The following is a 19,066-nucleotide window of genomic DNA, read 5'->3' on the forward strand; positions in this document are numbered from 1 at the left end:
CTAGTAAATTGCCTTCCATAATCGAGCAAACGTGTTTATTACGCCCCCATACGGAAAAGCAGCCTGTAATCCGGCAACTCGGGATCAAATAGAACACCGTTGCCGGGAGGTCGGGCGCAGGACCACACCTCCCCCTGGCCCCCTCCGCCCGGCAGCGTTCACGGAAGCAGAGGTGTTCAACGTGCAGACGCAGACACAGGTGCGGGAGCTCATGGGCATGAGCGTGACCGACACCAACGGGACCAAGGTCGGCACGATCAAGCAGGTCTACCTCAACGACGACTCCGGTGCCCCGGAGTGGGTGACCGTCCACACCGGATGGTTCGGGATGCGGGAGAGCTTCGTCCCACTGTCCGGCTCGCGCAAGAACAAGGACATGCTTCAGGTCCCTTACGACAAGGAGACCATCAAGGGCGCTCCGAACGTCGACGCGGACGAGCATCTGTCCCACGCCCAGATCGTGGACCTGTACCGCCACTACGGCGTACGCCCGCCGGGCGGCCGACGTGAGGGCGGCCAGCAGGACACGCCCCGGACGGCCGACGAGGGACGTCCCACCGGCGAGGGCAGGGCCGCGACCGGCCGGACCGGAACCACCGAGCCCACCGGAACCACTGAGCCCACCGGCACTGCCGAGACCACCGGAACCACTGAGCCCACCGGGACCCCGGGAACCGCCAGGCCCACCGCCGGGACGACGGGCGCCCCGGGGATGGCCGTGCACCCGGACCGCACCGGCGAGCGCGGGCAGGCCATGCCGCCGCGGCCGGCGGGCGAGGGCGCGGGCGTTCCGGCGGCCGAGATCACCCGGTCGGAGGAGCAGTTCCACATCGACACCGAGCGGCACGAGGCCGGCCGCGTCCACGTGCACAAGTTCGTCGAGACGGAGATGGTGGAGCGCACGGTCCCGGTCTCGCGCGAGGAGATCAAGATCGACCGCGAGCCGATCGTGGGCGGCGAGCCGGACCCGGAGATCACCATCGGCGAGGACGACCGCGAGATCATCCTCTACGAGGAGCGTCCGGTCATCGCCAAGGAGACCGTCCCCGTCGAGCGCGTCCACGTGCGCACCGAGCAGGTGCAGGACGAGCAGACGGTGCGCGGTGAGCTCCGCAAGGAGCGCATCGAGGTCACCCGCGACGGGGGCACGGGTGCCTAGTGGCGGGCCGACCGCGGAGACCGGCGCCCGCGCCTCCATGTGATCCGCCTTCCACGTGAGCAGTCCATAAGTGATCCGCTCGTCCACGTGAGTTGCCCGTCCCCGGCGGGCGGTGGCGGCCTTTCGCCGCCGCGCCCGCCGGAACGATCGACGACCAGGTCCTGAGTACACGCCACACCGGATAGAGCGCCCGGGTCGCCCGTTTCACCCGCCGGCCGGCCCGGGCGCTCGCACGCCCGGACAGGTCCGGACATGACCGGACGTGGCCACGGGCGGCGGCGGGTGCGAGCGCGCCGACGTCGGCGGGCGGCGCCGGCCCGGCGGGGACGAACTCGGCCTTCGCCCGCCCGGGGCGCTTGACCGACGTGTGTGTTCAGTGGCCGTCAACCCCTCTTCCATGGTTTTCGCAAGGGCCGGCCGCGAAATAGGCAGGTTTGTTGACAGGTAGCGGAGGGCCGGGGGAGGTTCCTGGGAGACGACGCCGCCGAGCGCGGAGGTCGTGGCCGTCCGGGCGAGCCACGACCTCCGCTCCCGGCAGCGCGCGGTCCGCCGGGCCGCGCGGCGTCCCCGGAGCGACCCAGGAGGGACGACTTGCGACACCCCCACAGACGCCTCATCGCCACCCGGATCGGGCGATCACTGGCCGCGTTCGCGACCGTCGCGGCCCTGCCGTCCGCCGTCGCGGTGGATCCCGCGCTGGCCGCGCGGGCGCGCGGGCCCGCGGCCTATCTCGACGCTCGGCGCCCCGTCGCCGAGCGGGTGAGCGACCTGCTCGGCCGGATGACGCTGGAGGAGAAGGTCGGCCAGATGACGCAGGCCGAGCGCGGCGCCGTCGACGGCGCCCGCGACCAGATCACCACCCTGGCCCTCGGGTCGGTGCTCTCGGGCGGCGGGTCGGTGCCGGCCGACAACACGCCGTCCGGCTGGGCGGACATGGTGGACGCCTACCAGTCGAAGGCGCTCGCCACCCGGCTGAAGATCCCGCTCCTGTACGGGATCGACTCGGTGCACGGCCACAACAACCTCGTCGGCGCGACCGTCTTCCCGCACAACATCGGGATGGGCGCGACCCGTGACCCCGGCCTCGTCCGGAAGGAAGAGCAGATCACGGCCGTCGAGACGAAGGCGACCGGACCTCAGTGGGTGTTCGCGCCGTGCGTCTGCGTCAGCCGTGACGTTCGCTGGGGCCGGACGTACGAGAGCTTCGGCGAGCACCCGCGGCTCGTGACCGAGATGGCCGTCGCCATCGAGGGCTTCCAGGGCGGGAACAAGCGCGACCTGGCCACGAACCGGCACGTCCTCGCGACGGCGAAGCATTACGCCGGGGACGGCGACACGGTGTTCGGCTCGTCCACCAGCGGGACGTACACGATCGACCAGGGCGTCACCGTCACCGACCGCAGGACGTTCGCGAAGGTCGATCTCGCGCCCTATGTCACCGCCGTGCGCAAGTACGGCGTGGGCAGCATCATGCCGTCGTTCTCCAGCGTCGACTGGACGGAGGACGGCGTCGGCAACCCGGTCAAGATGAGCGCGCACACGGAGCTGCTGACGGAGGTCCTCAAGAAGAAGATCGGCTTCGACGGGTTCCTCGTCAGCGACTGGGAGGCCGTCCACCAGCTCCCGGGCGACTACCCGACCCAGGTCCGGACGTCCGTCAACGCCGGCATGGACATGTTCATGGAGCCCTACAGCGCCCCGCAGTTCGTCCGGACGCTGCTGGACGAGGTCCGCGCGGGACGCGTGAAGACGTCGCGCATCGAGGACGCCGTCAGCCGCATCCTCAAGGCGAAGTTCGAGCTGGGCCTGTTCGAGCACCCCTACACCGACCGCGGCCTCGCCAGGACGATCGGCTCGCCGGAGCATCGGGCGGTCGCACGCGAGGCCGTCGCCAAGTCGCAGGTCCTGCTGAAGAACTCCCAGGGCGCGCTGCCGCTGCGCAAGGGCGAGCGGATCTACGTCGCGGGCGTCAACGCCGACGACATCGGCAACCAGGCCGGCGGCTGGACGGTCACCTGGCAGGGATCGTCCGGCGGCATCATCCCGGGCACGACGATCCTGGACGGCATAGAGCAGAACTCGTCCCACGTCACCTACAGCGCGGACGCGTCGGCGCCCACGTCCGGCAATGACGTCGGCATCGTCGTGGTCGGCGAGACCCCGTACGCGGAAGGCGTCGGCGACGTCGGCAACGGGCACACGCTGAACCTGTCGGACGCCGACAAGGCCAACATCGACAAGGTGTGCGGCGCGATCCGGACGTGCGTCGTCCTCGACGTCGCGGGACGGCCGCAGATCGTCACCGACCGGCTGCCCAGGATGGACGCGTTCGTCATGTCCTGGCTGCCGGGCAGCGAGGGCGCGGGCGTCGCGGACGTCCTGTTCGGCAGGCGTCCCTTCACCGGCCGCCTGCCGGTGACGTGGCCGCGCAGCGAGGGCCAGGAGCCGATCAACATCGGCGACCGGGACTACGCGCCGCTGTTCCCCTACGGCCACGGCCTCCGCACCCGCCGCTGACCGGCCTGCCCGCCGCGGGCCGAGACCCCTGCCCAGGACCGGCCGCCCGTCACCCCTCGGGCGGCCGGTCCGGTTTATCCCGCTTTACTCGGGAGAGGCTGCCTCCGTGGAAAACGTGGATCGGGAGCCGCGGACCGCGTTCGTGCTCGGCGGCGGCGGCGTGCTCGGCGCGCACGAGGTCGGCATGCTGCGGGCGCTGGAGGAGACCGGCGTCCGCCCCGACCTCGTCGTCGGGACGTCGATCGGCGCGCTCAACGGCGTCTTCGTCGCGGCCGAACCGGACACGGCCGTCGAGCGACTCACCAGCCTCTGGTCGGACGAGTCCGTCCGCGACGTGTTCGGCGCGCGCATGGTCTCCCGGCTGTGGACGCTCGCCCGCTCCGGCACGCACCTGCACTCCAACGAGCCGCTGCGCCGCATGCTGGACGAGCTGCTCCCCGTCCGGACGTTCGAGGAACTCGCCGTCCCGTTCCAGTGCGTCGCCGCCGGGATCGAGACGGCGATGGCGCACTGGTTCACGTCCGGGCCGCTGCCGCCGGCGGTGCTGGCCTCGTGCGCCGCGCCGGGCCTGCTGCCGCCCGTCCGGGTCGGGGACGGCCACTACTACGACGGCGGGCTCGTCCACAGCATCCCGGTCGGCCGTGCCGTGATGCTCGGCGCGACGACCATCTACGTCCTGCACGTCGGGCGCATCGAGCGCGACCTGCCGCCGCCGCGCCGCCCGTGGGAGGTCGGCATGGTGGCGTTCGAGATCGCGCGCCGGCACCGGTTCTTCGAGGAGATGGCGACCCTCCCGGACGGCCTGACCGTGCACGTCCTGCCGGCGGGCGGCAAGTCGCAGAAGGCCGGGGTCGACCTCGCGCAGATGCGCTACCGGAACGTGTCCGGAATCGGGGCGCACATCGAACGCGCCCACCAGGCATCGTTGGAGTACCTCAAAGAACGAGCGTGAGATGCTGCCTGCCCCTTTCGTCCGCCGGATGGTCTTCACTCCGCTGCTGTTCGTGCTGACCCTGCTGGTCATCGTCCTGTTCCCGGTCGCGTTCACGCTGGCGTTCCTGATCGGCCGCGACCGCAAGCGGGTCCTCCGGCTGCTGTGGTTCACGCTCGCCTGGGGGACGCGGGAGTCGGCCGCCGTGCTGGAGTGCGGCCGGCTGTGGATCCTGCGCCGCGCCCACGACGACCGGCACTACGACGTCATCCGCCGCTACGTCGCCGGCCTGTACGGGGCGGCGCAGCGGCGGCTCGGCCTGCGCGTGGAGGTAGACGGCGGCGGGGACGTGCCGCCCGGCGACCGCCCGCTGATCGTGCTCAGCCGGCACGCCGGGCCCGGTGACGCGCTCCTCATCGTCCACCACCTGCTGGCCGACTACCGGCGGCGGCCCCGCGTGGTCATGAAGGCGCAGCTCCAGTTCGACCCCTGCATCGACATCGCCGCGAACCGCATGCCGAACGTGTTCGTCACGCCGGGCGGCGGCGCCGTCGCGGACATCGGCCGGCTCGCCGCCGGGCTCGGCCCCCGCGACGCGCTGCTGATCTTCCCGGAGGGCGGCAACTTCTCCCCGGCACGGCGGCGCCGCGCGATCCGGCGGTTGACCCGGTTGCGGCGCACGGAGGAGGCGACCCGCGCGGCCGCGATGCGCAACCTCATGCCGCCCCGACCCGGCGGGGTGCTCGCCGCCCTCGATTCCGCCCCGTCGGCCGACGTCGTGTTCATCGCGCACGTCGGGCTCGACGACATGGCGACGGTCGGCGACATCTGGCGGCGGATCCCGCTCACCGGCACCGTCCACGCCCGCTGGTGGCGCATCCCCGCCGAGGACGTCCCGGACGGCCGGGACGCCCGCGTCGACTGGCTCTTCGAACAATGGGAGCGGGCCGACGCCTGGATCGCCGCGAACCGGGCGCCCTCGCCCGGGTGACATCATGGACGCATGGGCGACGAGGGGTCCGTGCGGGTCGACCTGTGGATCTGGTCCGTGCGGCTGCTGAAGACCCGTTCGATGGCGACGACGGCGTGCCGGGCGGGGCATGTCCGCGTGAACGACGAGCGCGCCAAGCCGTCCACGGCGGTGAAGCCGGGCGACACGGTGCGGCTCCGCCATGACGGGCGGGAGCGGATCGTCGTCGTGCAGAAGATCGTCCGCAAGCGGGTCGCGGCGCCTGTCGCGCAGGAATGCCTGATCGACCAGAGCCCGCCCCCGCCGCCCCGCGAGGCGCTCATCCCGGTCGGCCGGCGCGAGCGCGGCGCGGGTCGCCCCACCAAGCGCGACCGCCGCGAGCTGGAACGCATCCTCGACCGCTACCGCGTCCAGAACGAACCGCCCGAAGGCGACTGATCAGACGGATCGCTCGCCGCCGTAGCGGCGCTCGGACTCCAGCGCCGACGCCACGTCCCGCGGGTAGCCGTGCCGGGCCCTGGTCAGCAGCAGACCGTTGATCAGCAGGGGCAGCAGCGCGAAGAGGAACGCCCGGTCCAGGCCGGTGGCCGTCTCGTCCTGGGCCGCGAACTGCTCCGACAGCCAGCCGAACAGCACGGGCGCCGCGGCCTCCCCGGCCATGCGGACCACCGTCCGGACCGCCTCCGCACGCCCCCACAGCCGGAAGTGGACGACGTCCAGCCGCACCGCGTCCAGCGGCGGGTTCGCGGCGGCGAGCGCGGCGGCGGCGAGCGTGAACAGCGGCAGCGCGACCAGCGCCCGCGTGGTGAGGAGAGCGGGCACGAACAGCAGCGCGGACGCGGCGAACGCCGCCCCGGGCACGATGACCCGCGCGGTGACCACGCCTTGCTGCACCAGGCGGTCGGCCAGGCGCCCGCCGAGGAGCACGCCCGCGAGCGCGGCCACCCCGATGACCGGGATGAACCCCGACAGTTCGGGGCGGCTGAGCGAGTACCGCTCCTGGACGAAGACGATCGCGAAGGTGCGCAGCCCCGCGAAGAAGAAGTAGCCGATCGTCGACGCCACGATGATGATCACGTTCGTGCGGATCCTGAGGACGTGCCGCACGGCCTGCGGCAGCGTCATGCTCTCCGGATCGGTGTCCAGGATGATCCGCGGATCGGGCTCCACCTCGGCCTTGTCCACCTGCCGCCGCGCCGGTTCCTCGCCCCGGCCCGTCACCGGCCCCTGCGCGCCCCGCTCCGGCTCCGGCAGCATCCGCCACAGCAGCACGGCCAGCACGAGCCCGAGCCCCGCGACGAACCAGAACGCGACCCGCCAGCTCAGCGCCGCGGCGATGTTCCCGCCCGCGATCAGCCCGAACCCGACGCCGACCAGCTCACCGGCCAGGATCCGCCCCCACGTCGCCGCCCGCTCCTGCGGCGGGAACAGGTCGCCGATCAGGGACGCGACCGTCGGCCCCGCCGTGGCCGTCACCGCGCCCAGTGCCACCCGCGACGCCAGCAGCCATTCGTACGAACCGGCCAGCCCCCCGACGATCATCGCGAGGCTCCACAGCACGACGCTGCCCGCGAGCAGCGGCACCCGCGGCACCCGGTCGGTCAGCTGCCCCACCGGGAGCGTCGCGAGCGCGCCGACCGCCGCCGGCGCCGCGGTGAGCACCCCGACCTGCGTGTTGCCGATGTGCAGCGCGTGCCGCAACTCCTGGACGATCGCCCCGACGACCCCGACGTCGGCCGTGTTCAGCGCGAGCACGCACGCCAGCAGCACCACGGCGCGCGCCCGGCGCCCCCCACCGAGCCGGTCCGCCAGGGCGCGGCGCACCCGTCTCCACGACCGCGGGGTTCGCGCCGATGTCACCAACCACTACTGCCCGTGCGCTGACCAGGTATGTCGTGCGGGCGACCACCCCCGCCGGGGCCGGTGACCCGCGTGGACTCCGCCACTGCGCGGCCGAGCGAGCGCGTCCTGCCGCGTCTCCGGTTTCGACGGGGGCGTTCGCGCTGCTGGGAGACTTACCGTGTACGGGTAGAGTGCGCCGGGAGGAAGATCCATGACCCCACGGACCGACGCCGACGAGCTGACCGAGCAGCCCCGTGTCCCGCTGAGCCGGAGGCGGGTGCTGCGTGCGGCCGTGGGGCTGGCCGACCGGGACGGCCTCGACGCGCTCACCATGCGCCGGCTCGCGCAGGAGCTCGGGGTCGAGGCGATGTCGCTGTACCACCACGTCGCCAACAAGGAGGCCGTCTTCGACGGCGTCGTCGAGGTGGTCCTCGGCGAGATCATGGCGGCGGTGGACGAGGCCGAGGCTCCGTCCCCGGAAGAGGACTGGCGCGCCGCGTTGCGCGCGCGGATCCTCGCCGCCCGGCAGGTCCTCCTGCGCCACCGCTGGGCCCCGCAGGTGCTCGAAACCCGCCCCGACGCGAGCCCGGTCGTCATCGCCTACCTCGATCAGGTCGTCGCCATCCTCCGGGCGGGCGGCTTCTCCTTCGATCTGGCCCACCGCGCGCTGCACGTCCTCGGCAGCCGCGCCCTCGGGTTCACCCAGGAGCTGTTCCAGCCCGACGGCGCCGAGGACGCGAACGCCGCGGCCGCCGCGATGATGGAGCAGATGGCCGACCGGTTCCCGAACATCGTCGGGATGCTGGCGGACGCCGTCCACGACGACCCGGACGGCACCCTGGGCTTCTGCGACGACCAGTTCGAGTTCGAGTTCGCGCTCGACCTGATCCTGGAAGGTCTGGAACGGCGCCGAGCCTCCGCCTCGTGACCCCTTCCGGGCGCGACTGAGCCCGCCGACGCCGGTCGGCGCGCGGGACGTCCCACGCCTTCGGGCACTCACCCGAACCTTTTCCGCCGCAACCCTTGACCGCCTTACGCCGTACGATTACCTTACGCCGTATGACAACCTTACGACGTACGACGGCGTCTGCTCAGATCGTCGTCCCGACCGACCGAGGCGGAACACCGGCCGAAAGGAAGACGCCATGAAAGCCTGGAGCTGGGACCGTTACGGCCCGCCCGAGGTGCTGACCCTCAAGGACATGGACGAACCCGCCATCGCCCCGGACGAAGTGCTCGTGCGGGTACGGGCGGCCTCCGTCAACCCCTACGACTGGCGGCACGTCGGGGCGGATCCGAAGCTGGTACGGCTCAGCATCGGCCTGCGGCGGCCGAAGCCGGGCCTGGTCCCCGGCGCCGATCTCGCCGGCGTCGTCGAGCGGGTGGGCGACCAGGTGACCGGGCTGCGCCCCGGCGACGCGGTCTTCGGCGAGGTCCGGCTGGGCTCGTTCGCCGAGACCGTCGCCGTCCCGCAGGGACGGCTGGCCCTCAAGCCCGCCCGCCTCACCTTCGAACAGGCGGCGTCGGTGTCGATGGCCGCGCACACCGCGCTCCAAGGGCTGCGGGACGTGGGCCGGATCTCCGCCGGGCAGCGCGTCCTCGTCAACGGTTCCTCCGGCGGCATCGGCACGTTCGCCGTCCAGCTCGCCAAGACGTTCGGAGCCGAGGTCACCGGCGTGTGCAGCACCCGCAACATCGAACTGGTCCGCTCCCTGGGCGCGGACGAGGTCGTCGACTACACCCGCGACGACTTCACCGAGCGGGAGGGGCGGTACGACCTGCTCATGGACATCGTGGGCGACCGGTCACTGGCGCGACTGCGCCGCCCCCTGACCTCCCGCGGCACGCTCGTGATCGTGGGCGGCATCGCCTCGGCCCGCGGCGGACTGCTCGGCCCGGCGGCCCAGGTGGCCCGCGGCGCCCTGGCCGCCCCCTTCGTCAGCCAGCGCATCGCCACCGTCAGCTGGAAGCCCAACTCCACGGACCTCCGCCTCCTCGCCGAGCTGATGGAGAAGGAGCAGATATCCCCGGTCATCGACCGGACCTACGCCTTCGCCGAACTCCCCGAAGCGCTCCGCTACATAGAGCGCGGCCACGCGCGAGGCAAAGTGGCCATCAGGTTCTAACGCGTGTGATCCCGGCGGCTCCGATGCGCACCGCAGCGATCTGCACGCACCCTCGCCCGTCCCCGGTCAGCCGGTTCGGGTCAGGGTGTCGATCGCGGTGACCTCGTCCTTCGTGAGGGCGAAACCGTCCAGGTCGAAGTTGGCGGCGATGTGCTCCCGGCGCGAGGACCTGGGCAGGATCGCGATGTCGTGTTCCAGATGCCACCGCAGGACGACCTGGGCGGGAGTGACCCCGTGCCGCTGAGCGATCCCGGTGAGGACCGGATCGCGCATATCGGTGTTCTTCAGGCCGCTGTAGCCCTCGACCGCGATTCCCCGGCGGCGGTGCTCGTCCAGCAGGGCCGGGTCGTGCTGCGCCGGGCTCCACGAAACCTGGTTGACCGCCGGCTGTTGTCCGGTCGCCTCGGTCAGCTCGTCGATCAGTGCCGGGCTGTAATTGCTGACCCCGACGTTGCGGGCCAATCCCGCGTCCTTGGCGGACAGCAGCTCCCGCCACGTCGAGACGAGCTCGTCCTGGCCGGTCGGCCAGTGGATCAGCCAGAGATCCACGTAGCCGGTGTCGAGCAGGCGAAGGCTCGACTCCAGGGTGCGGCGGGCGTGCCGCGCGTCCTGCGGGCGCAGCTTGGTGGTGACGAAGACCTGCTCCCGACCCAGGCCGCTGTCCTTCACGGCTCTGCCGACGTCCGCCTCGTTCTGGTACAGCGTCGCGGTGTCGATATGCCGGTAACCGATCTCAAGCGCAGCGCGCACCGACTCGTACGCCGTCCTGGACCCCAGCTGCCAGGTCCCAAACCCGATCAACGGCATCGCGGTACCACCGGGCAGATTCACAGTCCGAGTCATGCAGGGCATTCTGCCCCCGGACGCCCGGCCTAGACCGAAGGCCGCGCTCCCGAGGCTGGATGGTGCCTCTGGCCCCCGAGGGCTTGGCGTCCGGGCTGCGGCTTGACCGTCGACATACCCGACCGCTACCGATAGCGAGTAGAAGAGGAGATAGCGAAAAGCTTAGTATATTCGCAGATAATTCCCCATCAGAGATGTTGGGAGTTGGACGATGAACTACCCACTTCTTAACGTTTTCTTGACCATGATGTGGGTCTTCTTTTGGGTGCTGTGGTTCGTGCTGCTGTTCCGCGTGATCGGCGACCTGTTCCGTGACGACTCCCTGAGCGGCCTGGCCAAGGCCGCCTGGACGGTCTTCGTCATCGTGCTGCCGTTCCTGGGCGTCTTCATGTACCTGATCGCCCGCGGCAAGGGCATGGGCAAGCGAGAGATGGCCCGTACGCGAGAATTCGCGGCCCGGTACCACGAGGCTTCCGCAGGGAGCGTCCCGCCCGCCGGGGGCAGTTCCGAGGAACTGGCCCGCCTGGCGGATTTGAAGGCTCACGGCGATCTGACCGCGGATGAATTCCAGCGCGCCAAGACCAAGGTCCTCACGGGGTGAGTCGCACGGCCCACAGGCGCCCCCGCCGTGGACGGACGCGTTTCAGGGCGGCCGAGTCGAACCCGATCTGGGCGCGGCTCACCGCCCTGGACTTCATCGGCAACTCCTTCCAACTGGCCGCCCTCGCCGTCCTGTGCTTCTTCCCGTTCCTCATCGTCGTCACCACGGCACTCGGCCGGGACACCGCCACGGTGGTGGCCGGCTGGCTGGGCCTGGACAAGCCCGCGGCGGAGGCTGTGGCGGGCCTGTTCAAAACAGACTCGATCTCCGGATCGCTGACGGTGGCCGGAGCCTGCCTGCTGATCGTCGGCGCCGTCGCGGTGGCCGGGGTCCTGCAGGGCTGGTACCAGCGGGTCTTCGACGTTCCCAGCCGGGGCTGGCGAGATTCGATCGACCGGTTCCTCTGGCTGGTCGCGCTCTTCGGCTACAGCACGATCCAAGCCGTTGTCGGAAGATTCCTGGGCCCGATCGGCGGCGCGGTGGCACAGAACCTGCTGGGCCTCGTGCTGGCAACGCTCTTCTGGTGGTTGAGCATCGAGATCCTGCTGGCGGGTGCGGTGCGGTGGCGGACATCGTTCCCCGCAGCCGTGGCCACCGGAGCGTGCTGCCTGGGGCTGGGCGCCTTCTCGGCCCGCTTCTTCTCCGAGCAGATCGTGGTCAACAACCAGAGTTACGGACTCATCGGGGTCGTCATGGTCATCTTGTCCTGGCTGGTCGCCGTGGGAGTGGTCGTCCACCTCGGTTCGGTTCTCGGAGGCCTGTACACCGAGCACCGCGCCCGGTCCCGTTCGCCCCGCTGAGCGGAGCGACCCGGGGGCCGGGATCCTCACCCCGCCGCGGCATGACGCCTCCCGTTGACGATCGTTCGTAGTAAGAACTATTGTACTTCGCACTACGTATATTTCGTACTGCGAAGGAGATGCGGATGATCGAGTACCGGGCGCGGGGCGGTGCGCGGTGAGCGACGAGCGGGGCGGGACCAGGCCCCTGATCGCCCTCGTGGTGGCGGTCTTCGGATACGCGCTGATGCAGACCGTCGTGGTCCCGGCGTTGAAGGTGCTGCAGGTCGGGCTGCACACGACCCCGGCCACGTCGGCCTGGATCCTCACCGCCTTCCTGCTGTCCAGCGCGGTGCTGACACCGCTGTTGGGACGGCTCGGCGACCAGTACGGCAAGCGGCGGGTGGCCCTGGCGGTGCTGGTGGTCTACGCGGTCGGGATGGCGTGCGCGGCGGCGTCACAGAACATCGGCCAGCTCATCGCCGCGCGAGTGCTGCAGGGCGCGGCGCTGGCGCTGGTCCCCCTGTCGATGGCCATCCTGCGGGACGCGCTGCCGCGCACCCGGCTGCCCTTCGCGATGGGGCTGGTGTCGGGGGTCGTCGGAGCCGGCGCGGGGGCCGGTCTGATCGCCGGCGGGCTGCTGGCCGATCACCTGTCCTGGCGGTGGCTGTTCGTCCTGGGCGCCGCGCTTGCGCTGGTGAGCCTGGCGCTGGTGGCACTGTGGGTGCCGGCCGACCGGCGCACGGCCGGAGGCGGGATCGACCTGCCGGGCACCGGGCTGCTGGGCGGAAGCCTCGTCGCGGTCCTGCTCGCCCTGGCCAAGGGCCCGGCGTGGGGCTGGTCGTCGGGCCGGGTGCTCGGGCTGTTCGCGCTCGGCGGGCTGCTGTTCGCCGCGCTCATCGCGGTGGAGCGAGGCAAGGGCGACGCCCTCATCGACGTCGCCGAACTGGCCGACCGGCCGATGCTGATGACACATCTGGCTGCGTTCCTGTTCGGCACCGGCTCGTACTTCTTCTACCTGGCCCTGCCGCAGTACGCGCAGCAGCGGCCCGGCGGCACCGGAGCCGGTTTCGGTGCTTCGGTCACCGAGGCGGGCCTGCTGATGCTGGCGGGCGCGCTGGCGGTGATCCCCGCCGGGATGGCGGTCGGACGGCTCACCACCGCGCTCGGGCCCCGCTGGCCGATGGCAGGAGGGTTCGCCCTCATCACCGCCGGGTCGGTGCTGTTCGCCCTCGCGCACGACCAGAAATGGCAGCACGTGGTGTTCTACGCGATCGTCGGGGTCGGAACCGGCCTGGTCATAGGTGTGCTGCCCAAGCTGATCGCCGACATCGTGCCGCTGGAGCGCACCGGCACCGCCAACGGGCTGAACAACATCGCCCGCACCGTGGGCGGCGCCGTCGGCACCGCGGCGGCCGCCGCCGTGATCGCCTCCGCCGACGCCCCGCGCGGCGCGACCCCCGACTCCACCTACACCACCTTGTTCCAGCTGGCGACGGCCGCGGGGGCGCTCGGCATCGCGGTCGCCCTCCTGGCCGTCCGCCACCGAGTCCGTCCCGCCGCGCCGGCCCCAGCCAACACCCGCGAGCGGGCGCGAACGACCAAGTGAGTGAACCTGTGAACGTCTTCAGCGACGTCGAACTGGCCTATCTGCGCGACGCCCCGGCCCGGCTCGGACGGCTGGCCACGGTCGGGCCGGACGGAACACCGCACGTCGTCCCCGTCGGCTGGACCCTCGATCCGACGGCGACCTTCATTGAGATCGGAGGCCGCCACCTGGTGCGGTCCAAGAAGTTCCGGGACGCGGCCCGTACGGGCCGCGCCGCCCTGGTCATCGACGATGTGCTGCCACCGTGGCGGCCGCGCGGGATCGAGATCCGGGGCCGCGCCGAGACCGTCTCCGATCCCGGTGCCCGAATCCGGCTGTTCCCCGAGCGCATCACCAGCTGGGGGCTGCACGAGGGCGCCACCATCGAGGACACCTACCGGCCCCGCAACGTCGAGACCAGTCGACCGCCCTCGCGCCGCTCCGGGCACAAGCGTGCGTGACCAGAGTCCTCGACGGGCCGCTCTCACTCCTGGCGGGCTGGCACCGAGAACCCCTGCGCGACAAGGAGTTGAGCCGCTGCCGACGTCAAACCCTCCCGCGCGTCGCGCTCCAGCCGCCCGGTCATCGCGTCCAGCCGCGCGACCACGTCGTCGTGGGCCCGAGTGGCGGCCTGGCCGCCCTCATCGGTCAACGCGACGCGGCAGGCTCGCCGGTCCTCCGGGTCGGCCACACGTTCGATCAGCCGCCGCTTCTCCACCCGGTCCACCAGGCCGGTCATGCTGGACCTCTCCAGATGCATCAGGCGGCTCAGCTCCGTCATCCCCAGCGGTCCTGAGATGAGCATGCACACCAACTGCAACTGCTGCGGCGTGAGCCCGTGCTCCCTGCTGACATCGGCGAACACGTGCTGCACCAGATGCGACAGCCGCACCAGGGCGTCCGCCGTGCCCAAGCCGTCCAACGCGCGCGTCGTCATGACACCTCCGGCACCCAGCCTAGCCAGCAATACTTCGGACTACGAAGTAGCCTCCGCGCCGAACCTGAGCGCGTACAGCGAGGCAGCAGCGTTCAACGCAGGTTCGTCGGCTCCGGAGAGACGCTTGAGGATCTTCGAGGGGGCCACCGGGTGCACCAGGGTGAAGCAGTACGCCTCGGCAAGGTCCGGGAAGTCTTCCTCGAACCAAAGATAGTCGGTCGCAGTCGAGTCCATGGTTGAGATCTCCGCGTACCCACGGTCGCCGTTCGAGGAAACTCCGTCCTTGCAAGGAACGAGAATCCAACGCCGTTGTTGGCGCCACCCTTCGAATTCCGACTGGCGTCAACGTGGGTCCGGAGCTCTCGTTCGTGCGAACGGCAGGGCGTAGCGACAGATCGTCTCGCGTGAATGAGTGACCCGGCTCACGGGGCTTGCGCTGGTGGATCGGACACTCTCAACCGTGCTCCTAGTCACCTGAGTGGCGAGTGAGTAGCAACTAGGTGCGGGTACTCAGGCAGGGCCCAATTTCGCTCCAGAAGACTGACGCGTATGACAAAGAATCTGCGCCGTCGTGTGGCCGCATCGATCGCTGTCGCCTACGCACTGGTCGTGGTCGCTGCCGGGGTTGATGCGGTCCTTGCCTCCCGGCCTGACGAGTCCGGACTTTCGGCGCTCGGGCTTGTGCTCGTCACGATGCCCTTGGGCGATTTCCTCTACATGATGCTGGACTGGATGCTCGGGGGAGCGTCGGACCAACTGGAACCGGCGCTGCCCCTCAGCGTGATGACCCTGGGCGGCTTGGTTCAGGCATGGCTGCTGTGGGTGATCACGCGCGGCATACCGGCAAATGAGTGACGAACACGCATGATCGGCCCCTGGCCGGACGGGTGTTCCGGCGTGGCGGGACCGGACGGGCCAGGCCAGGCCGCAAGACCGGCGCGCCGAGGTGGACGGCCCCGACCGCCGCAGGGATCAGGCGGTGGGGACGACGGCAAGAGCCTCCACCTCGATGAGCAGGTCGTCCCGGACCAGCCCGGACACCTGGATCAGGGACGCGGCGGGATCGACGCCCTCCGGCAGCATCTGGGTGCGGACGGCGCGCACCACGCCGACCCAGCTCGCGTCGCGCAGGAAGTAGCCGAGCCGGATCACGTGCTCCCATCGGGCGCCGGCGGACGCGAGCGCGGCCTCCAGGTTGGTGAACACCTGGCGGGTCTGGGCCTCCAGGTCGCCGGGGCCGACGAGGTTCCCCTCGCCGTCCAGGGGGATCTGGCCGCTGACCACGACGAGGCGCCCCGGGACGTCCACGGACACCACGTGGCTGTAGCCGGGGCCGGGCGCCAGGCCCGGCGCGTTGATCCGGCGAATCCCGCCGCCGTTCGGTCGCTGCTCCTCGCTCACGTGATCACGTTAACGCGCACTGGGCCTACTAGTGCCGCATCAGGCAACGTTCGCCCCGTCCTGAGTGCGTGACACGCCCGTCGTCTTCCCGGACCGGCGGGCGTGACCGCTTCAGACTTCAGGCATGGCTGAGCGGGTGCGGGTGCGGGAACTCGATGACGATGAGGGCAACGGCTGCTGCGGATCATCCGACGCGGCACCGGGTCGGTGGTGACCTGGCGGCGAGCACAGATGATCCTGCTATCGGCCCTGGGCATGAACGTCGCCAAGATCGCTCAGGTGGCGTTCACCAGCGAGGATCGGGTACGGGACGCGATTCACAACTTCAACGCCGACGGGTTCGACTCGCTGTATCCCGCAGGTCGTGCGTGACCACGCGTCTGTAGGTCGTGTCCACGCACCAGATCTACTCGGCAACCGCCGTGGCGGGGAGGTCTAGGACGGGGCGGACAGCGGCGAACATGTCAAGCGGGCCTCGCGCGGCAGACAGCATGGCCAACCACTCGTTACATCCCTGCCACGGACTCATGTCCGCGGCGCCGCCTCGAATCACCCCAACTCCGTCGCCGTGGCGGGGAGCCGCATCGGTCGGCGCGCCGGCATAGCCGGGCACGTATGTATCGGCGCACAACTCGCCCAGTGAACCCATGGCCGCCAGCCCGAACGCGTTCTCACTCGTCAGGACGCGCTGTTCCACCCCGAAGTGGTCCAGCAGGTCGGTTTCGGACGGCACCAGGTCACCTCGAAATGTCAGGGTCGTGGTTCCGGCCCGCGCGGCGTACTCCCACTCCGCTTCGCTGGGGAGCCGAAAAGGCAGCACGTCCCCAGAGTAGGTGAAGCCGATCTTGCGGCCGTCACTGAAGTACCTCGGGGCAGGGGTAAAGCTGTGGCACTGCGGTCGCCGGGTTCGCGACCCATCCGCATGTCCGATCCATACGTTCATCACGAACGTCCGCCCATGTTGCCTGGTCATCGCCACTGGCGCCTGGAAGGGGCACGCCCCTCGACCCGCAACCCGGTCGAGCGACCGGGACACCTGCCGGCAACAACTCCAGGAGTCCACGGCGCCGCGCGCCGGGGCGTCAGTCGGCGGAACAGGCCCCTCGAAACGGAGGCGGACCAGCGGCCGGCCCAGCCGCTGGTCACGCCCCTGTTCAGCGCAGGCGGGCCTTGCGCAGCAGGCCGACGAGGCCGTGCGTCTCGTCGTTCGGGCCGGACGAGAACCAGACGGCGTCGGTGCCACCGGTCGTCGGCGTCCCGCGCAGGAGCGCCCACAGGCCGTCGATCACGATCGGGCGGCCGTCTGGCCGGCGCAGCGCGCCCCGCCAACGGCCACGCGGGGTGAAGGCGTTGATCCGGCCGTCGCCGAAGTTGCCGACGAGGACGTCTCCGGCGAAGTCGCCGAATGATCGGGGCGCGATCACCAGCCCCCACGGCGCGTTCAGCGGACCGCGGGAGGCGAAGCGATGATGGGAGCGGCCGAACCGCCGGTACTCCACGACGAAGCCGAGCCCGGGGCCGGGGACGTCGTCCTCGGCGTCCGCATCCTGCTTGGCGTAGGTGACGAACACGGAGCCGCCGAGGACGGCGACGTTGAACGGAGCGAAGCCTGGTGGGATCGACGGGTCATTGAAGCGCCCGCCGGGCAGCCTGAGCCGCCGGAACCTGCCGTCGAAGACGTCGATGCGTCTGTTGTGGAAGTCGGTCGCCAGCAGGAACGCCCCATGGCGGGTGTGCAGCAGCGCCAGTCCCTTGTAGATGGCGCCGGGCGCGCCTGCCACGCGGACCGCGGTGGTCCCCGTGTTGCGGTTCCACGCGGTGATCGCGCCGCTCTCGCTGCTGAAGATGAAGTTGGCCGGCGCGCCGTTCACCGCGAAGTCGGCGGTGTCGTTGAAGACCTCTCCGGTGGGCGCGCCGCCCTCGACGGTGACTTCCAGTGCCTGCTTCGTGATGCCTTTCGCGCCGCCGGCGTACACGGTGGCGACGCCGGTGCCGTTGTTGGCGACCCACAGCGGCCCGGTCGGGCCAAGCGCCAGGCCCCATGGGTTGACGAGCTTGGGGTCCTGAAGACGCGCCCGGCCTGGGATGTCGGAGACCAGGTCGGTCTCGGTGAACCGGGTGCGCCAGCCCAATCCGTCGGCGCGGTCCGGGGTTCCGGCGGACGCGGGACGGGTCGGGGCCATTCCTGCCAGCAGGGCAAGGACGGCCGTGAGCATAGCTAGAAGTCTTCGCATTCAGATCTCCCCTGAATCGACCAGCCGGTCTGGAGGGACCGCGGCGATCATTACCCCGGGCAGGTTCGGCGAACCCGGCTGCCGCACCACGCGACGGAATCCTGACCAACAACGACGGCCGCTTTACGTTCAGGTCGATCGGTGCACCGCCCGGTACACCCGAGCCCGGGGAACCGACCTCATGAGATGGAACAACCAACTCGGCCCGTCCGGACACCCAACTCGCGGGCTGAACTGCAGGAATCAGGGAAAGGGGAATCGGAGCACAGGCTGTCCACGGTCAGAGCACCGGAAGCCCCGCTGCAGCGATCGTCTCGGACGTCAGTCATCGTGTCGGCGTATGGGATCGGCGCGCGGGCCAGGAGATTGATGCGCTCGCACCGAGTCTCGGTGGGGGCGTCAGATATCTAGACCTTTGCAGTAATCCTCCATTGCTAGATTGACCGGCCGCTAGACTAGACCCCGCGATCGCTATGAATCTCACGAGAGGGATCCCGCGGGCTAGATCAGTGTCATGCACAAGGGGTGCATACCTCGAAAGCGTTCCCTCTTTGTCATGCACCAATTTGTTTCTGATTTTGTGCATCCTGCTCGCGATTGAGGCATTCATATTCAAGGGATCTGACCTCGTTCACCTAAAGGTCGGTGTGGCGGTCGTGCGGGTCGCCGTCGAGCGAGGTTGATAGGCGTTCGGTGAGGCGTGGCGTCAGGGGGCCCTTGTTCAGGAAGGCCAGCCCGAAATGTCGTGAGAAAGCGCGTGAACTCGGTCTTGTCCGATCCGGGGTATCCGCCGACCAGGACGAGTGTGGTCGTTCGCGATGCTGCCGCTCGTGGCTTGGCCTCGCCATGCGTTCACAACGCGGGCCTTCAGCGGCGGCGGGGTCCTGGGTCTGGTCGGAGAGCCAACCCCCCTGCGAGATCGTGTCGGCTGCCTCCTCGGCGGCGGGGCTCAGCGGGCCGGGCAACGGGAGGGCGGGGTCTCCGGCCTCCTCGGCCGGGAGCGGGAGACGAAAGCTCGACTCGGGCTCGGTGGCCTCGTACAAAAGCCAGTTGGCGCGCCGGAAGTGCGGGCCTGGGTACATGTTGCCGTTCTCGTGCTCCCACAGCGTTTGGAAGCTCGCCACGCCCCTGAACCCTT

Annotated in this window: 21 protein-coding genes; 13 read left to right on the forward strand and 8 right to left on the reverse strand. The window is 70.4% G+C overall.

Annotated features, from left to right (window positions below; translation table 11 throughout):
• Nucleotides 1-181 precede the first annotated feature (181 nt).
• The 5 genes from SM418_RS10765 to SM418_RS10785 all read left to right on the forward strand — a co-directional run bounded on the left by SM418_RS10765 (nt 182) and on the right by SM418_RS10785 (nt 6,015).
• Nucleotides 182-1,159, forward strand: a complete 978-nt coding sequence (locus tag SM418_RS10765; protein WP_371940753.1) for a DUF2382 domain-containing protein — start codon at nt 182-184, stop codon at nt 1,157-1,159.
• Nucleotides 1,160-1,750: 591 nt separating this feature from the next.
• Nucleotides 1,751-3,676 carry a glycoside hydrolase family 3 protein gene (locus SM418_RS10770; protein ID WP_371940752.1) on the forward strand — a complete coding sequence of 642 codons (1,926 nt, stop codon included), beginning with the start codon at nt 1,751-1,753 and terminating at the stop codon, nt 3,674-3,676.
• Nucleotides 3,677-3,782: 106 nt separating this feature from the next.
• Entirely contained in the window at nt 3,783-4,628 is an 846-nt protein-coding gene (locus SM418_RS10775) for a patatin-like phospholipase family protein (protein WP_371940751.1), read from the forward strand.
• A 1-nt stretch (nt 4,629) separates the two neighbouring features.
• The gene (locus tag SM418_RS10780) at nt 4,630-5,598 is read left to right on the forward strand and encodes a 1-acyl-sn-glycerol-3-phosphate acyltransferase (protein WP_371940750.1); all 969 of its coding nucleotides are present in this window, start codon (nt 4,630-4,632) and stop codon (nt 5,596-5,598) included.
• Between the two features lie 12 nt (nt 5,599-5,610).
• On the forward strand, nt 5,611-6,015 hold the full coding sequence (locus tag SM418_RS10785; protein ID WP_371940749.1) for an RNA-binding S4 domain-containing protein: 405 nt from the start codon (nt 5,611-5,613) through the stop codon (nt 6,013-6,015).
• On the opposite strand, the gene SM418_RS10790 is transcribed toward SM418_RS10785, so the two are convergent.
• Entirely contained in the window at nt 6,016-7,401 is a 1,386-nt protein-coding gene (locus SM418_RS10790; RefSeq protein WP_371940748.1) for an MFS transporter, read from the reverse strand.
• Nucleotides 7,402-7,630: 229 nt separating this feature from the next.
• Here SM418_RS10790 and SM418_RS10795 point away from each other — a divergent pair, with 229 nt between their 5' ends.
• Nucleotides 7,631-8,347, forward strand: a complete 717-nt coding sequence (locus SM418_RS10795; protein WP_371940747.1) for a TetR/AcrR family transcriptional regulator C-terminal domain-containing protein — start codon at nt 7,631-7,633, stop codon at nt 8,345-8,347.
• Nucleotides 8,348-8,564: 217 nt separating this feature from the next.
• The gene (locus tag SM418_RS10800) at nt 8,565-9,545 is read left to right on the forward strand and encodes an NAD(P)-dependent alcohol dehydrogenase (RefSeq protein WP_371940746.1); all 981 of its coding nucleotides are present in this window, start codon (nt 8,565-8,567) and stop codon (nt 9,543-9,545) included.
• Nucleotides 9,546-9,611: 66 nt separating this feature from the next.
• Here the strand turns inward: SM418_RS10800 and SM418_RS10805 are convergent, their stop codons facing one another.
• Nucleotides 9,612-10,346, reverse strand: a complete 735-nt coding sequence (locus SM418_RS10805) for an aldo/keto reductase (RefSeq protein WP_371940745.1) — start codon at nt 10,344-10,346, stop codon at nt 9,612-9,614.
• 253 nt (nt 10,347-10,599) lie between these two features.
• Between SM418_RS10805 and SM418_RS10810 the strand changes: the two genes are divergently transcribed.
• The 4 genes from SM418_RS10810 to SM418_RS10825 all read left to right on the forward strand — a co-directional run bounded on the left by SM418_RS10810 (nt 10,600) and on the right by SM418_RS10825 (nt 13,817).
• Nucleotides 10,600-10,989 carry a PLD nuclease N-terminal domain-containing protein gene (locus tag SM418_RS10810; RefSeq protein WP_371940744.1) on the forward strand — a complete coding sequence of 130 codons (390 nt, stop codon included), beginning with the start codon at nt 10,600-10,602 and terminating at the stop codon, nt 10,987-10,989.
• The gene (locus SM418_RS10815; RefSeq protein ID WP_371940743.1) at nt 10,986-11,789 is read left to right on the forward strand and encodes a YhjD/YihY/BrkB family envelope integrity protein; all 804 of its coding nucleotides are present in this window, start codon (nt 10,986-10,988) and stop codon (nt 11,787-11,789) included. The genes SM418_RS10810 and SM418_RS10815 overlap by 4 nt, the downstream gene beginning before the upstream one ends.
• A gap of 157 nt (nt 11,790-11,946) precedes the next feature.
• Nucleotides 11,947-13,377, forward strand: coding sequence for an MFS transporter (locus SM418_RS10820; protein WP_371940742.1), 1,431 nt, complete (start codon nt 11,947-11,949; stop codon nt 13,375-13,377).
• 8 nt (nt 13,378-13,385) lie between these two features.
• Nucleotides 13,386-13,817, forward strand: coding sequence for a PPOX class F420-dependent oxidoreductase (locus SM418_RS10825; protein WP_371940741.1), 432 nt, complete (start codon nt 13,386-13,388; stop codon nt 13,815-13,817).
• 23 nt (nt 13,818-13,840) lie between these two features.
• On the opposite strand, the gene SM418_RS10830 is transcribed toward SM418_RS10825, so the two are convergent.
• Nucleotides 13,841-14,293 (reverse strand): MarR family winged helix-turn-helix transcriptional regulator, encoded by a 453-nt coding sequence (locus SM418_RS10830; protein WP_371940740.1) that lies wholly within the window; start codon nt 14,291-14,293, stop codon nt 13,841-13,843.
• Nucleotides 14,294-14,332: 39 nt separating this feature from the next.
• Nucleotides 14,333-14,527 (reverse strand): DUF6461 domain-containing protein, encoded by a 195-nt coding sequence (locus SM418_RS10835; RefSeq protein ID WP_371940739.1) that lies wholly within the window; start codon nt 14,525-14,527, stop codon nt 14,333-14,335.
• A 315-nt stretch (nt 14,528-14,842) separates the two neighbouring features.
• Here SM418_RS10835 and SM418_RS10840 point away from each other — a divergent pair, with 315 nt between their 5' ends.
• Nucleotides 14,843-15,148: an SCO4225 family membrane protein gene (locus SM418_RS10840; RefSeq protein ID WP_371940738.1), complete on the forward strand. Its 306-nt coding sequence runs from the start codon at nt 14,843-14,845 to the stop codon at nt 15,146-15,148.
• A gap of 117 nt (nt 15,149-15,265) precedes the next feature.
• On the opposite strand, the gene SM418_RS10845 is transcribed toward SM418_RS10840, so the two are convergent.
• Nucleotides 15,266-15,694, reverse strand: coding sequence for a RidA family protein (locus SM418_RS10845; RefSeq protein WP_371940737.1), 429 nt, complete (start codon nt 15,692-15,694; stop codon nt 15,266-15,268).
• Between the two features lie 210 nt (nt 15,695-15,904).
• Between SM418_RS10845 and SM418_RS10850 the strand changes: the two genes are divergently transcribed.
• Nucleotides 15,905-16,066, forward strand: a complete 162-nt coding sequence (locus SM418_RS10850) for a helix-turn-helix domain-containing protein (RefSeq protein ID WP_371966062.1) — start codon at nt 15,905-15,907, stop codon at nt 16,064-16,066.
• A 34-nt stretch (nt 16,067-16,100) separates the two neighbouring features.
• Here the strand turns inward: SM418_RS10850 and SM418_RS10855 are convergent, their stop codons facing one another.
• The 3 genes from SM418_RS10855 to SM418_RS10865 all read right to left on the reverse strand — a co-directional run bounded on the left by SM418_RS10855 (nt 16,101) and on the right by SM418_RS10865 (nt 19,052).
• Nucleotides 16,101-16,667 carry a formylglycine-generating enzyme family protein gene (locus tag SM418_RS10855; protein WP_371966063.1) on the reverse strand — a complete coding sequence of 189 codons (567 nt, stop codon included), beginning with the start codon at nt 16,665-16,667 and terminating at the stop codon, nt 16,101-16,103.
• A gap of 181 nt (nt 16,668-16,848) precedes the next feature.
• The gene (locus SM418_RS10860; protein ID WP_371940734.1) at nt 16,849-17,910 is read right to left on the reverse strand and encodes a TIGR03118 family protein; all 1,062 of its coding nucleotides are present in this window, start codon (nt 17,908-17,910) and stop codon (nt 16,849-16,851) included.
• A 653-nt stretch (nt 17,911-18,563) separates the two neighbouring features.
• Complete coding sequence (locus SM418_RS10865; RefSeq protein ID WP_371940733.1) at nt 18,564-19,052, reverse strand: hypothetical protein; 489 nt, start codon at nt 19,050-19,052, stop codon at nt 18,564-18,566.
• Nucleotides 19,053-19,066 lie beyond the last annotated feature (14 nt).

Origin of the sequence: Actinomadura chokoriensis (assembly GCF_041463665.1) — a bacterium.
Lineage (GTDB): Bacteria > Actinomycetota > Actinomycetes > Streptosporangiales > Streptosporangiaceae > Spirillospora > Spirillospora chokoriensis_A.

What these genes read in the sequence shown, in the direction of transcription:
- SM418_RS10785 (WP_371940749.1), top strand. Translation starts at nt 5,611, where the DNA reads ATGGGCGACGAGGGGTCCGTGCGGGTCGACCTGTGGATCTGGTCCGTG.
- SM418_RS10840 (WP_371940738.1), top strand. Translation starts at nt 14,843, where the DNA reads ATGACAAAGAATCTGCGCCGTCGTGTGGCCGCATCGATCGCTGTCGCC.
- SM418_RS10810 (WP_371940744.1), top strand. Translation starts at nt 10,600, where the DNA reads ATGAACTACCCACTTCTTAACGTTTTCTTGACCATGATGTGGGTCTTC.
- SM418_RS10800 (WP_371940746.1), top strand. Translation starts at nt 8,565, where the DNA reads ATGAAAGCCTGGAGCTGGGACCGTTACGGCCCGCCCGAGGTGCTGACC.
- SM418_RS10795 (WP_371940747.1), top strand. Translation starts at nt 7,631, where the DNA reads ATGACCCCACGGACCGACGCCGACGAGCTGACCGAGCAGCCCCGTGTC.
- SM418_RS10830 (WP_371940740.1), bottom strand. Translation starts at nt 14,293, where the DNA reads ATGACGACGCGCGCGTTGGACGGCTTGGGCACGGCGGACGCCCTGGTG.
- SM418_RS10855 (WP_371966063.1), bottom strand. Translation starts at nt 16,667, where the DNA reads ATGACCAGGCAACATGGGCGGACGTTCGTGATGAACGTATGGATCGGA.
- SM418_RS10780 (WP_371940750.1), top strand. Translation starts at nt 4,630, where the DNA reads ATGCTGCCTGCCCCTTTCGTCCGCCGGATGGTCTTCACTCCGCTGCTG.
- SM418_RS10835 (WP_371940739.1), bottom strand. Translation starts at nt 14,527, where the DNA reads ATGGACTCGACTGCGACCGACTATCTTTGGTTCGAGGAAGACTTCCCG.
- SM418_RS10860 (WP_371940734.1), bottom strand. Translation starts at nt 17,910, where the DNA reads ATGCTCACGGCCGTCCTTGCCCTGCTGGCAGGAATGGCCCCGACCCGT.